Below are 13,191 nucleotides of genomic sequence, written 5' to 3'. Positions count from 1 at the left end.
AATATTATAAAAACTGAAAAAGTCACCACTAGGGGAGCTGTCAAAAGCTGAGAGATTTTATTCGACCCTTTGGACCTGAACTAGGTAATACTAGCGTGGGGAAGTGGCGTGGTATTACGAATGATGGTCATTGTATTAAAACTTTGTCCCTTAAGCCACCCACTTTGCTGGGTGGCTTTTTTTATTTGGGAGGAGATGGATGATGGAAGACAGACAAATAGAGGACCATAGGACGTCCAAGAGTGAAAGTCATGTAACAATCGGCTTGGAGGAGCAGTTTCCACCGGTAAAAGGGTTGCTTTATGGCCTGCAGCATGTGTTTGTGTCTAACGTTTGGCTTGATCCGGTTTTTGTTGCCGCTATGATTGGGTTACCGTTTGCGCTGTCAGCAAATATGATTAACGCGATTTTTATCGCGGCGGGGTTAGTGACGCTTGTTCAAGCAACAAGATGGGTCCGGCTTCCGGTCGTCCAGGGTCCGTCGGCAGCCTTTGATGCGCTCATGATTTCGTCTGGAAAAACGCATACCTTACCTGCAGCGGGAGGCGGCGTCATCGTCAGTGCTGCGATTGTTTTTCTACTTGCTGTGACGGGTATTCTCGCAAAAATGAAGGCGTTTTTTACACCGGTGATTTCAGGGACTGTCATTTTTATTGTCGGCATCGGCCTTTCCGAATTCACCTTGAATTTATTTTTAGGAGGGGCACCAGGAACCAAGAACTTTTTAAATGGTGACGTGCTTGCGATGTCAATCACAACCGCCTTGCTGGTCATCATCTTGTCGGTTTTTGGAACAGGCATGTGGCGTTCGTTTTCATTTCTCATTGCCTTGGTCATCGGTGATATTATAGGTTTTGTCCTTGGAGCACTGTCGTTTTCGGACATTGCGACGAGAGGGTGGTTTGGATGGCCGCATTTCATGCCGTATGGTGCCTTGCATTTTGATTTGTTAACATTTATGACCTTCTTTATTGCTTACATAGTTGCGGTTATTGAAGCAATGGGTGTTTATCAAGCGGCAGCAGACATGGTTGGGGTTAAGCTCGATCAGCAACGACTCCGCAGCGGGTTTGCAGGCGAATCGGCCGGGTCAATGCTGTCAACGTTATTTGGTGGATTTCCGACAACAGGATATGGACAAAACGTCGGTTTAATGCGATTAACAGGTGTCGGTTCGCGGCATGCCGTCAAAGTTGCCGGGATCATTTTTCTTATACTGGGATTTGTTCCGAAGGCAGGGGCTGTTTTGGCCATAACGCCAGATGCCGTCGTTGGTGGTATGTTCTTGCCGGCTGCTGCATCGCTTATTTTCACAGGTATCAATATATTGAATCGTATGGCAAAAACAGAGGCCAATTTTGTGATCGCGGGCCTATCTATTCTACTGGCGATTGCGCTTCCGGATGATTTTAGCTCAGTAGATAACTGGGCCGGGCGCTTGCTCGGCAATACCATTCTTGTTGGGGCTCTAACAGCGATGTTGCTGCAACTGGTACTGGTCAACATTCCAAATGGGTTAAAATCCCTCAGAAAGGAAGGACACGTTTGATGCAGACGGAATCTATAGAGGTTACATCGACAATCTATGATTTTATTAAATCATCAAAGGATGATGACACAACTTTTAACGACATGGCCTTGTCATTATTCGCTTATCAGTTCAAGCATAATGCTCCGTATAAAAAGTATTGTCAGAAACGAAGAAAGACGCCATTAACTGTCAAGGATTGGCGTGATATTCCAGCGATACCGCTCCAAGCCTTTAAAGCATTGGCGTTGTCTTGTGAGCCGCCAACGGAAGCTGAGGCTATATTTATGACAAGTGGAACGACGAATAAGAATCAACGCGGAAAAAATCATCATCCGACTTTGGATGTTTGGGATGCTTCGATGACGACAGGGTTTAAACAGTTTGTATTGCCTGATCGCGACCGGATGACGATCTATACCCTTTCTCCGGGTGCTGATGTGAATCCCCATTCTTCATTAGCAAGGTATCTAACGATGGTCGTCAAGACATTCGGTGATGAGCATAGCCAATGTTTCTTTCAAGGGGAAGCCCTTGATATGTCGGGACTAACTGAGGCACTTAGAGTAAGTGAAGACAGACAAAAGCCTGTGCTGTTAATGGGCGCATCATTTGCTTATGTTCATGTCCTTGATTATTGTGCTGAAAAAAACATCAATTTTGAACTCCCAGATGGGAGCCGTCTATTTGATACCGGGGGTTTTAAAGGTCAATCACGTGAGGTTGATCAGGAAACATTATATGCATCTTTTCAAGATACATTTGGCGTAAGTCAGGCTGATTGCATCAATATGTACGGGATGACAGAGATCAGTTCACAGTTGTACGATCAATGTTTTGTCAACGAACAAGGTCCGCCTCGGGAGAAAGTCAGTCCCGCTTGGGTACGAACACAAGTATTACATCCAGACACGTTGGAACCAGTAGAGATGGGAGAAGTGGGTGTCTTGGCTCATTATGATTTAGCCAATTGGAACAGCTGTCTCGCCGTATTAACCGAAGATCTTGGCTATCAAACTGAAGAAGGTCTTGTTTTACTCGGACGGGCGAAAGGGTCTGAAGCGCGTGGTTGTTCTTTAACTGTGGATGCATTAATGGAGGCTCATCAATCATGAGCGGTCGACATGATCATTTAGATGCTTTCTATATCCCGGAAAACATTGATCTCGATTCATTTACAGAACGCGTATTTTCATCTGAGGATCGTACCTTGACGCTGCGATTGCCGAAGTTATCAGCCGGAGACATAACGGACATTGCTCGGATTGTTAAACATCATCGCGAATGGTTGCTTACGAATGTTGACGTGATGGAGATCGTCGATGTCGTGGATCAGGCGGTGCAAAAGTGGCTTGACCCAGAGTACCATTGGCGGCGCCTCGCCGAACGGTGGCTCCCGGAGATCACTGGATATGATAAGGAAATCATCCGTCTTGAATTAAAACGTTTCATGCGAACATTCCGGAAGAAGGCGTTAGCCCGTTTTTTGCATAATGAATTCGATAATCCTTCAGTGCTGGATGGGTTTCGACCGAGCAAATCAGGCGGATTCACTAAGGCATATGGGCCCGATGTCGTCTTTAACGTATTCTCAGGCAATATCCCTGGTTTGCCGATATGGAGTCTAGTCATGGGGCTGTTATTAAAATCGGGTATCATTGGAAAAACGTCATCGGCTGAACCATTGATGCCGGTTCTTTTTGCTCGGTCTATAGAAGAGGTCAGCCCAGAATTAGGATCTTGTCTAGCGATTTTGCCGTGGAAAGGTGGGACAGCCGAGCTTGAAGATGCGGCGATTGCGGAAGCAGAAGCTATTGTTGCCTACGGATCGAATGAATCACTTGAAGCCATAAAAAAACGGGTACCGGCAACCCAACGGTTTATTGGGTATGGGCATAAAATCAGTTTTGCGATGATTGGGCAAGAGGCGCTCACCCCGGATCGCTTTGATGACACGGTCCAACGTCTTGCTGAGGATGTTTCCATCTATGATCAACAGGGGTGTCTATCACCTCATGCGGTATTTGTTGAAGCCGGCGGTTCGGTGGCACCGCAGGCTTTTGCACAAATGTTGGCAACGGCGCTACAGCGATATGACGATAAACGGCCAAGGGGAACGATTTCGCACGCTGAGGCTATAGCGATCCGTAGTGAACGCAGTCGGTTTGAGTTTACAGAAAGCGATGTGTATACCAGTTCTGATAACACCCATTGGACGGTGATTGTTCATCACGAGCCCGGATTTGCTGCTTCACCGCTCAATCGTACGATCCATGTATTTGGTTGTCAGCACTTATCTGAAGCCATGTCTTATATTCAACCTTTTAAGTCTTATTTACAGTCTGTTGGTGTCGCCGTCGCACCTCAACGGCTATTCCCCTTAGCTGAGCAGTTAGGACAGGTGGGGGTCACACGAGTTACCGCTGTTGGTAACATGTCTCGAACCACGCCTGGGTGGCATCATGATGGCGGTATGAATTTACTTGATTTGGTTCGCTGGGTCGATATTGAATATAGTGCAGAACACCAAGCGGAAGATTATGATCTAGACGCTGAATAAAAGGGGTGATCCACAGTGGATTTTAAAGGGAAAGTCATTCTTGTCACTGGAGCCAGCCGCGGGATAGGAGCGGCGATTGCTAAAGCTTTTGGCGAGGAAGGGGCCTTTGTTGTTGTCAATTATTTAAAAAGTGAATCCGCCGCTCATCAGGTCGTGACTGACATTTACAACAGCGGCGGGGATGCCGCTCTCATGCAAGCGGATGTGACGGACGCATCAGCCGTTCAACAAATGGTTGCCGATATCGTCGAGTCTTTTGGTGGCCTTGATGTTGTGGTCAATAACGCGCTTCCCAACTATATATTTAATCCAAAGACGCGGAAAACGGCTTGGGAAATGGAGTGGTCGGATTATCAGGAACAGCTTGACGGCAGCTTAGGCAGTACCTTTAACGTGTGCCAAGCTGTAATTCCTTACATGAAACAACAAAATGGCGGACGGATCATTAATATGGTAACTAATCTTATTGATCGTCCTCTCGTGCCTTACCATGATTACACGACCGCTAAGGCAGGCCTTCTAGGCTATAGTCGGAATCTCGCTGCTGACCTGGGTCGTTTTGGGATCACGGTCAATTGTGTGGCGCCGGGCCTAACTTACCCGACGGACGCCAGCCGGGAGACGAAGGAAGACACCCGGGAAGCGATCTCTAATATGACACCCTTGGGCAGACTGGCGACACCAAAGGATATCACAGGGGGCGTGCTATTTTTCGCTTCGGACTGGGCTGATTTCATCACCGGTCAATGTCTTTCTATTGACGGTGGACTCGTGATGAGTTAGATGAATAAAGAAAAAGGGGTACCATAAGAGGTACCTCTTTTATGTTAATCTAATCTTTTTCGAGTGATTGGGTCTTTCCATGATTATCTTTGGTCGAAAATGGAGGCATTATTGTTTTCGGCGCTGAGTTCCGCTAAATTGTCATAGGGATCGCCTGTAGTTGTTCCTGCGAACAAATGGAGAGACTTGCAAATAGGGAATGATCATAGGGGGTCATTTTAGAGTTTGGCTATTGCCTGCTGCTTGATCTTTCAGTATGATTCTAAGTGGCATAGTTTTATCAAGAAATGAAGGGAGGCATCAATATTGACTCAATCGCATGAAGATTTCGATACATTTAGTACCTTTCAAAGAAGGGGAAAAGTAAAAACGATTATTTTCGCCACTATTGTTATTATGGTTTTGGTGATCGCTGTTGCCGGCTTAGTTCTTATGAACTTTACCCCGCAACCCGAGTCGATTCAGGTTTTGAAAGAACAGTCTTTAGGAGGGGCGGCATTAGGTTCAAGTGCAATGATTTGAGGTCGTTAATCAAGTGGAAAAAACGGGGGCTCCCTTAAGTATGATAAATACTTTTAGGAACCCCATTTTGACGGGATAAATCAACCTTCAGGTTAACGATTAGGTTCGATGACCCAGCGTCCTGATTGTCTATCTGTTGTAAAAGCCTGATGAATGTGCTCCAAAGGCAGCGTTCCGGCAACTAATGAAGACGGGTCAAACTGCTTTTTTTCTGCCAATTGTCTTAACATTGAGATGTCTTCAGGCAAGGATCCAAAACTACCGATGACTTTAATACCCCGCTGAACGGTTTTGAGGATCGGGAGGGGAACTGACTCGTCAGACAGCCCCACGAGTGTAATAGTACCTCCGGGTTTGATCACATCCAATGCCAAGGTCATGGAAGCGGACGTTCCCACCGTATCGATAATCACATCAACGCCACTCGAGCCAGACCAACGCCGAATCTGCCTTGCGGTTGCCCTGTGTTGCTTATTTAGTGCGACCGCCATCTCAGCTCCGTAATTTTGGGCTGTCTCGACACCCGATGATCGGCGGGTGACCGCTCCGAGTCTTTTGGGAGCAAAGATACTAGCCAGCTGAAGGGTGGCTAACCCTAGTCCCCCGGTACCAATAACAAGAACTGTATCATCCGCTGTCATTTCTGTTAGGCGTATGGCGTGATAAGGTGTCGCAAAGGCGTCAGGCAATAGGGCTAATGCTAGTGCCGATAATTGATGACTTCCACGAATTAATTGCTGAGCAGGAACCACCATCTGTTCAGCAAATCCACCTTGACGATGGTATCCGATACAGGTTTGTCGCAAACAAAGGTTATACTGCTGATTTTGACAGGCTGAACAAGTTCCACAGGGAATAAAGGGATGGACGAGTACGGAATCGTGCACTTGCCAGCCTTCGACTTGATCACCAACCGCTGCGATAGTTCCGGCAATTTCATGTCCCATAATTAATGGAAAGGTCGTTCCCTTTGGAGGCGGACCCCCGTTTACAATTTGTCGGTCACTGCCACACACTCCACAGGCGTCAACATTTAAAAGCACTTCTCCAGGTTCTGGTGTCACAGAAGTTTTGTCGGTTAGTTGGAAACCTTGTTCCGGAGTAAATTCAATAGCTTTCATATTAATGATGCTTCTTTCTACGCTCACGACGGCGAGCATTGGTCAATAGCGATTCAGCGATCGTCATTTTCTGCATTTCTTCAGTACCTTCTTCGAACCAGAGTGAGCGGGCATCACGGTAAAGGCGTTCGACGGGGCTGCCGACAGCATACCCGCTGCCGCCAAACAAGGATAGCGCATTGTCGGTAACTTGCTTAACCATACCGATTGCTTGTTCTTTAGCTATAGATGCCTCCAAGGAGATATCTTGACCCTGATCAAATTTTTGAGCCGCATCCAAGCAAAGCAGCCGTGTGCTTTGAATCGCCACCTGCATATCAGCCAGACGCATTTGCACAGCTTGGCGACTCGCGAGTGCTTTTCCAAAAGTGGTTCTAGAACGAACTTTTTGAAGGGTAGCATTCAAAGCCTCCTGGGCTAATCCCACAGCACTTTGGGCAATACACGCCCGGCTTTGGTCTAAGAAGCCCCGAACGGCAAGTCCGAAGCCTCCGCCAATGTCTCCTAGTACTTCATCTTGAGAGACCCGGCAGTTGTCAAATGTGACGATAGCATGAGAGCATCCTTTGTCGCCCATCATTTCCGGCATCGGTTCCAATGAAAGCCCTTCACGATCGTTAGGGATAAGAAAAGCAGTTAAACCATCACGGCCCGATTCTCCTGACATTTTAGCGATAACGGTCAAGGCCGAAGCTTCCTCGGCGAAGGTAATCAGATGCTTGCGTCCGTTTAAGATGAACTGTCCATCTTTTTCATCAGCTGTGGTTTTAAGGTCAATCCCTGTTCCATTGTCAGGTTCGGTTAATGCGAAAGCAATCACTTCACCATTGTTAATCATTTTGGACAGCCATTCGTTTTGTTGGTCTTTAGATCCTTGTCCCACAGTTCTCCAAAGACTGTTATAGGCATGAACGATCATACGAATAGCGCCATGACAGTGAGCGACTTCCTCCAAGATAGGGAAATAAAGACTGAGAGGAAACCCCTCACCGCCATATGACATCGGTTGTGTTAACTTGTGTAAACCGAGCGTTCGTATGCGTTCCCAGAGATCATCGGGAATGCGGCCTGTCTGTTCAATTTTTTCTCCCCACTCCGCTGCTTCATCTTGGCGGAAGGTCAGAACACGGTTACGAATTTCGTTGGCTCTTTGAATGAGGCTAGGATCAATCTCTGAATGAGTGATCTCAATCCCATCCGGTTCTGAGGAATTCAAAATGCTCATAGTTCTAAGCTCCTTTGCTAAAATCAAGCCCAAAAAAATGAGTTGTTTTTTTGGGCTTGTTAATGATTCATTCATTGAATAATGGCATGTTTACTGTAAGGTTTCGCGCAAATCTTTTTTCTTGATTTTTCCGGAGTGAGTGGTGGGCAAGGCATCCATTAATTTTAGATCATCTGGGAACTGAAATTTAGCTAAACCACTTTCGGCTAGAAAATCATTAAGTTCAGTTAAGTCAAACGAAGCGGCTTCTTCCTTCAGTACAACGCAGGCCACGACTTGTTGACCGAGTGTTTCATGTGGTGTTCCGACAACAGCAATCGTTTCTACTGAGTCATGTTCAGCAATCGCATCTTCTACATGCTTGGGATCGACTTTTGTTCCGCCGCGGTTAATAATGTCATCGGCACGTGCAACGAAACTATATCGGCCGTTTTCGTCTTCACGTAACAAATCCCCTGAATGGAACCAACCGTCTTTATCCCACTGGCGGTCAGCGGCTTCTGGATTCTCGAAGTATCCAGGACTGAAATTGGGGCCGCGTGACCACATTTCTCCCGGAGTGCCCTGTTCTACATCGTGACCATCATCGTCAACAAGCCGTACCTCTATACCAGGCACAGCAAACCCGACCGTACTACTAATCGCCTCTAAAGAATCATTAGGCCGTGTCGCTGTCGCTACAAATCCTTCTGACCAGCCAAACATAGCACCAACTTTAATACCGCCTTCTGTTTGTAAGTTCTGTAAGACCGCATTAGGTACGGATGCTCCAGCATAGATAAATAGTTTAACGCTGGAAGTATCAGTAGATGTTAGTTTTGGGTTGTTGGCTACGTGAATCACATGAGGCGGTGCGCCGATAATATAAGCGGGCTTGTCTCTTTCAATCCAATTTAACACCCGAGTTGCAGAAAATCGGTCCAATAAGAGGATGCTTCCGCATTTCGCAATCGTCATCATCACACCCGCCAGCATTCCAGTCTGGTGGCTGATCGGTGCAACGTCAAGCACGCCTTCACCCGGTTGATATTCAAAGTTGTCGGCATAGGCACGTGCTGCCCAAAGGTAATTCGCATGGAGATGCACAACGCCTTTCGGTTCTCCGGTGGTTCCCGAGGTAAAGACAATCAGAAAGGCATCTAGAGGACCAGGTCGATTTGTTTCCAGCTCTGATTGTGCCAATTGTCTTGTCGGTGTACGTAGTGAAGCGAAGGTAAGGGTTTTCTCAGGTGCTTGGGAGGCATCTCCTTGGAGGATGAGGTGCGTGAGTCCAGGGACTTCTTGCTGAATTTCTTGAGCCATCTTATAAAGTGATTCGCCGCGGAAACTATCGGCAATAATCCATGCTTTGGCTTGAGACTTCTCAAGACTTTGGATAATCGCTTGACGTCCGAGGTCGATTTGCAGGGTGACCCCTACAGCTCCGATGCGGGCTGCACCAAAAATTGCGATCACATAATCGAGGGTATTCGGTAATTGTAAAGCAATCCTATCACCTTTTCTTAAACCAAGGTCATAAAAGTGAGCCGAAACAGCTTCCACTTCATCCCATAGTTCTTTATAACTGAGACTTTGTTTTTCGTCCTTGTGAATTAATTCGGGATAGCGTTCGACATTGTGTTCCAAAACATCAATAAATGATTCTTCTGTCCAAACACCTTGGTCTAAAAAGCTTTGAGCACGAGCATCGGTTAAGGTTCTACCGTTAAAATCAAACATTATTTTCCACCTTTCTTTAATTAAGCAAGTCGGCCAGCGATATAATCAACGACGCCGGATACCTTTGAAAGTTGTCCAAAATCGGATTCGGGAATTTCAAGGCCAAATTCATCTTCAAAAGCAACAGCTAGTTCTGTCAAATCAAGAGAGTCCGCACCTAGATCATCAACAAAGAGACTCTCCGTCTGGATATCAGATATATCTACTTGTAATTCACGACTCACAACATGCCGTACTTTTTCCGTTATTTCTTCTTTCGTTAAGGTCTCAGCCATTTTTGTCATCTCCAATTATTCAATTAAAATTTGATATTAAATCTTATAAGATTATTTCTTACCATTTAAATACACCATTAACCGATAAGAAGGCAAATGGTGTCTAAGCTGTATAAAGTTCATTGATGCTATTAATCATGGTAGTTTTAGCGTTAAACCACCATCTAAGCGGATGGTTTGTCCGCGAATCATCTCGGCTTCCTTCGAACACAGGAATAAGGCTGTATTGGCAATGTCATCAGGGACAACCATACGGTCATATGGCATTTTCTCCTCAATAGCGGCCATTGTATCATCCATCTCAGGAAAGTGATTCAAGGCATCTGTTTGTACTGCCCCGGCAGATATCGCATTCACATTAATGTGCTGCGGAGCAAGTTCAAGAGCGAAGTATCTTACCAATGATTCTAACGAGGCTTTACTCGCGCCGACAGCAGTATAATAGGGGAAAACATGATCCGCACCGAATGATGAAAGGGCAAGCATAGCTCCGCCACTTTCAGGCATTAATTTGGCAGCTTGTTGAGCACCAATTAGAAAAGCCCGCGTATTGACGTTAACGGTCCAGTCCCAGCCTTTGATATCGAGTTCTGTGGCTTGACGATTGCGGCCTGAGGCAGCATTATGTATGAAAACGTCAAGTCGCCCGAACTTAGCATTTATTTCCTCAAACATATCAACGATTTTTTCTTCTTGAGCTAGATTGGCACGGACGGTCAGTGCTTGTCGCCCTAAGGCTTCTATTTCTGCAGCAACTTCTCGAGCAGCCTCGCCATTTCGGAAGTAGTTAATGACGATATTTGCGCCTGCTTCAGCAAATCGTAAAGCAAGTCGACGGCCGATCCCTCGTGAACCGCCAGTAATGAAGACAACTTTGTCTTTATATGGTCTGATTGAAGATAATTCCAGCATTTTCGCCTCCTTTCAAGGTTGGATATAGTGATGTCAAATCCCCAAAAAAGGATACGTCCTTCACAATGACCTTAATCATCTATAAGCATTGATAATACCGTATTGAGACATTAATATGTTAAAATATTGTGAATGACGCCTTATACAATATTTATTTTATCACTCTATTTTTTTAAAACTCAACTTATGTGCACTGGTAGCCTTAGGTTTGTTTAGATTAGAAGGGATGGATTCAGGATGTCTAATAATCAACGCATTGTTGTAACAGGACTTGGTGCAATGACACCATTTGGTGCTGGTGTGTCTTTATTTTGGGATGAATTGATCGCCTCACGTTCTGCCGTAAGCCAAACGGAGGATGACTATTTGCGGCAATGGGCTCCCGTTATAGCCCGATTTTCCGGCTTTGATCCCAAAGACTATCTTGAAAGAAAATCGATTCAAAGAACGGATCGTTTTTCACAATTGGGATTAGTTGCTGCTCAAGAAGCTTTAAGAGATGCTGGTTGGTCTGATAAAGAAGCGTTACATGATGCTTATAGTCGCCATCGTATGGGAATTTCGATTGGATGTGCTTATGGCGGGGTACAAACATTGGAACAGGGTGCCGGACGTTTGGCTACTGGGAGTTCCACCCGGGTCAGCCCGCGCCTCGTGCCTAAGTCGATGCCGAATGCTGCCGGAGCAGAAATTGCCAGACAATATGAAATGACGGGTCCTGTTATGACCTATTCGACAGCCTGTGCTTCTTCAGCGAATGCGATTGGAGAGGGTAGTGATTGGCTGCGATTAGGGAAAGCAGATATGGTGCTAGCAGGGGGGGCAGAGTGTTTGTTTAGTCCTTCCATTTTAGCGGGACTGCGTGCTTCACAAGCCATTGCCACTACTGGTCCTGAAAATGACAGTGAATGGTCGCGTCCTTTTGACAGGGAACGTCAAGGAATGGTGATGGGAGAAGGAGCTGCGATGCTCGTTCTTGAAACGCTTGAACATGCTCAAGCGAGAAATGCCACAATCTATGCAGAACTGACTGGTTATGGCGCTTCAAATGATGCTTATCATGAAACGGCACCTGATCCTAAGGGATTTGGAGCCAAAAATGCTATCCAAGAGGCGCTTAACCGGGCTGAAATCGATGCAGAAGCGATTGATTATATCAACGCACATGCCACTGCTACGTTTGCTGGTGATCAGGCTGAATCTGCTACATTAAGCGATGTCTTCGGTCAACAGCTAGAGCAGATCCCTGTGAGTTCCATCAAAGGGGCGATCGGTCATCTGCTAGGTGCTGCAGGCGCCATCGAGAGTATTGCAAGTATCAAAGCTTTGGAGACGCAGACTTTACCGCCGACATTGAATTGTACGGACAAGGATGACACAGCACCGCCAGATATTGTTCCTAACCATAGCCGCCCTGGAAATATTTCAAGTGTGCTTAGCAATTCCTTTGGTTTTGGCGGGCAAAATGGTGTCTTAATATGGCAACAGGTTAACCGTTAAGACTTTAAATAATAAGAGATTGGGACAGAAGTATATGAGTCACAGAATCATCCGAACTTGTTGATGAATCCGTTCGGATGATTTTTTTTAATCGTCATTCCTGTCATCGCTACGTCAAAATCCTTCGCTTGCCGCGGGCGTCTAAGTATTTTAACGACGCTTAGAACTTGCTTTCATATCTTATGGTTCGGCTTCCTGAGTATCCTGTTTTAGATTTTCCCGGCCTCTTTATCATTGGGCGGTGTAGCCGCCATCAATCACTGTTGCTTGCCCCGTTATGGCTTTCGCTTTGTCGCTCGCCAAAAACATAGCGTAGTCAGCGACTTCTTTGACAGCGAGCAGGCGTTTTTGCGGGACGAGGGGATAAATAACTTCCTTTAACACTTCGTCCAATGGAACATTTCGATTCTTGGCTAAGTCGTTCATTTGATTACGGACCAGTGCGGTATCCACATAACCCGGACAGAGCGCATTGACAGTAATCCCATGTTCAGCGCCTTCAAGCGCGGCGACTTTTGTTAAACCGATCACTCCATGTTTTGCGCTATTATAGGCTGCTTTTCCTGAAAAGCCAATGACGCCGTTAATGGAAGCCATGTTGATGATCCGTCCGAACTGTTGGTGTTTCATGATTGGGAAGACATGTTTTGTCGTCATAAAAGGTGCGACAAGCATGAGTTGAACAAGCTGCTCAAATTTTTCTGTGGGGAATTCCTCGATCGATGCTACATGTTGTAAGCCCGCATTATTAATCAATACATCAATACGGCCATGGTTGTCTAAGATATGATTCAGCGTTCTTTTAATATGATCTTCGCTGGTCACGTCACATATCTGGCTGTGACTATCTATTCCTTCTTGTGTTAATTGAGCAGAAGCATCAGCTAAACCTTTTTCATCAATGTCCGTTAAAATAACGGTTGCACCTTCTTCACCGAACGCTCTGGCGATTTCATAACCGATACCCCGGGCAGCGCCCGTGATCATGACAACTTGTTCTTGCATAAATGATTCTCCTTTTAAATAGCTTGATAGGTTCTTTTGTT

At 46.0% G+C, this 13,191-nt stretch carries 12 protein-coding genes and 1 riboswitch; of the genes, 6 read left to right on the top strand and 6 right to left on the bottom strand.

The window, feature by feature from the left end; translation table 11 throughout:
- The first annotated feature begins 20 nt into the window (after positions 1 to 20).
- Positions 21 to 119: riboswitch (TPP riboswitch) on the top strand.
- 83 nt (positions 120 to 202) lie between these two features.
- The 5 genes from B9Y89_RS16425 to B9Y89_RS16405 all read left to right on the top strand — a co-directional run bounded on the left by B9Y89_RS16425 (position 203) and on the right by B9Y89_RS16405 (position 5,393).
- Positions 203 to 1,549 carry a solute carrier family 23 protein gene (locus tag B9Y89_RS16425; RefSeq protein WP_085524781.1) on the top strand — a complete coding sequence of 449 codons (1,347 nt, stop codon included), beginning with the start codon at positions 203 to 205 and terminating at the stop codon, positions 1,547 to 1,549.
- Positions 1,549 to 2,643, top strand: coding sequence for a LuxE/PaaK family acyltransferase (locus B9Y89_RS16420; protein WP_085524266.1), 1,095 nt, complete (start codon positions 1,549 to 1,551; stop codon positions 2,641 to 2,643). The genes B9Y89_RS16425 and B9Y89_RS16420 overlap by 1 nt, the downstream gene beginning before the upstream one ends.
- A complete protein-coding gene (locus tag B9Y89_RS16415; protein WP_085524265.1) occupies positions 2,640 to 4,088 on the top strand; it encodes an acyl-CoA reductase in 1,449 nt (482 codons plus the stop codon). Before B9Y89_RS16420 ends, B9Y89_RS16415 begins: the two co-directional genes overlap by 4 nt.
- A gap of 15 nt (positions 4,089 to 4,103) precedes the next feature.
- Positions 4,104 to 4,871: a 3-oxoacyl-ACP reductase gene (locus B9Y89_RS16410; protein ID WP_085524264.1), complete on the top strand. Its 768-nt coding sequence runs from the start codon at positions 4,104 to 4,106 to the stop codon at positions 4,869 to 4,871.
- Positions 4,872 to 5,177: 306 nt separating this feature from the next.
- On the top strand, positions 5,178 to 5,393 hold the full coding sequence (locus tag B9Y89_RS16405) for a hypothetical protein (RefSeq protein ID WP_085524263.1): 216 nt from the start codon (positions 5,178 to 5,180) through the stop codon (positions 5,391 to 5,393).
- Between the two features lie 92 nt (positions 5,394 to 5,485).
- Here the strand turns inward: B9Y89_RS16405 and B9Y89_RS16400 are convergent, their stop codons facing one another.
- The 5 genes from B9Y89_RS16400 to fabL form a co-directional block, all read right to left on the bottom strand.
- Positions 5,486 to 6,514, bottom strand: coding sequence for a zinc-dependent alcohol dehydrogenase (locus tag B9Y89_RS16400; RefSeq protein WP_176222267.1), 1,029 nt, complete (start codon positions 6,512 to 6,514; stop codon positions 5,486 to 5,488).
- Between the two features lies 1 nt (position 6,515).
- Positions 6,516 to 7,739 (bottom strand): acyl-CoA dehydrogenase family protein, encoded by a 1,224-nt coding sequence (locus B9Y89_RS16395; protein ID WP_085524261.1) that lies wholly within the window; start codon positions 7,737 to 7,739, stop codon positions 6,516 to 6,518.
- 90 nt (positions 7,740 to 7,829) lie between these two features.
- Positions 7,830 to 9,458 (bottom strand): class I adenylate-forming enzyme family protein, encoded by a 1,629-nt coding sequence (locus B9Y89_RS16390; protein ID WP_085524260.1) that lies wholly within the window; start codon positions 9,456 to 9,458, stop codon positions 7,830 to 7,832.
- Positions 9,459 to 9,478: 20 nt separating this feature from the next.
- Positions 9,479 to 9,733: an acyl carrier protein gene (gene acpP, locus B9Y89_RS16385; protein ID WP_085524259.1), complete on the bottom strand. Its 255-nt coding sequence runs from the start codon at positions 9,731 to 9,733 to the stop codon at positions 9,479 to 9,481.
- A 135-nt stretch (positions 9,734 to 9,868) separates the two neighbouring features.
- Entirely contained in the window at positions 9,869 to 10,645 is a 777-nt protein-coding gene (gene fabL / locus B9Y89_RS16380; RefSeq protein WP_085524258.1) for an enoyl-[acyl-carrier-protein] reductase FabL, read from the bottom strand.
- A gap of 237 nt (positions 10,646 to 10,882) precedes the next feature.
- Between fabL and B9Y89_RS16375 the strand changes: the two genes are divergently transcribed.
- A complete protein-coding gene (locus tag B9Y89_RS16375) occupies positions 10,883 to 12,145 on the top strand; it encodes a beta-ketoacyl-[acyl-carrier-protein] synthase family protein (protein ID WP_085524257.1) in 1,263 nt (420 codons plus the stop codon).
- Between the two features lie 231 nt (positions 12,146 to 12,376).
- On the opposite strand, the gene B9Y89_RS16370 is transcribed toward B9Y89_RS16375, so the two are convergent.
- On the bottom strand, positions 12,377 to 13,150 hold the full coding sequence (locus B9Y89_RS16370) for a 3-hydroxybutyrate dehydrogenase (RefSeq protein WP_085524256.1): 774 nt from the start codon (positions 13,148 to 13,150) through the stop codon (positions 12,377 to 12,379).
- Positions 13,151 to 13,191: the final 41 nt, after the last annotated feature.

The organism is Tuberibacillus sp. Marseille-P3662 (assembly GCF_900178005.1).
Taxonomy (GTDB): domain Bacteria; phylum Bacillota; class Bacilli; order Bacillales; family Sporolactobacillaceae; genus Marseille-P3662.
The sequence above is the reverse complement of the archived record's forward strand: the minus strand, read 5'-3'. Positions and strand labels throughout refer to the sequence as shown.

Coding starts and splice junctions, on each gene's coding strand:
- B9Y89_RS16425 (WP_085524781.1), top strand. CDS start 203: ATGGAAGACAGACAAATAGAGGACCATAGGACGTCCAAGAGTGAAAGT.
- B9Y89_RS16420 (WP_085524266.1), top strand. CDS start 1,549: ATGCAGACGGAATCTATAGAGGTTACATCGACAATCTATGATTTTATT.
- B9Y89_RS16415 (WP_085524265.1), top strand. CDS start 2,640: ATGAGCGGTCGACATGATCATTTAGATGCTTTCTATATCCCGGAAAAC.
- B9Y89_RS16400 (WP_176222267.1), bottom strand. CDS start 6,514: ATGAAAGCTATTGAATTTACTCCGGAACAAGGTTTCCAACTAACCGAC.
- B9Y89_RS16395 (WP_085524261.1), bottom strand. CDS start 7,739: ATGAGCATTTTGAATTCCTCAGAACCGGATGGGATTGAGATCACTCAT.
- B9Y89_RS16390 (WP_085524260.1), bottom strand. CDS start 9,458: ATGTTTGATTTTAACGGTAGAACCTTAACCGATGCTCGTGCTCAAAGC.
- acpP (WP_085524259.1), bottom strand. CDS start 9,733: ATGGCTGAGACCTTAACGAAAGAAGAAATAACGGAAAAAGTACGGCAT.
- fabL (WP_085524258.1), bottom strand. CDS start 10,645: ATGCTGGAATTATCTTCAATCAGACCATATAAAGACAAAGTTGTCTTC.
- B9Y89_RS16375 (WP_085524257.1), top strand. CDS start 10,883: ATGTCTAATAATCAACGCATTGTTGTAACAGGACTTGGTGCAATGACA.
- B9Y89_RS16370 (WP_085524256.1), bottom strand. CDS start 13,150: ATGCAAGAACAAGTTGTCATGATCACGGGCGCTGCCCGGGGTATCGGT.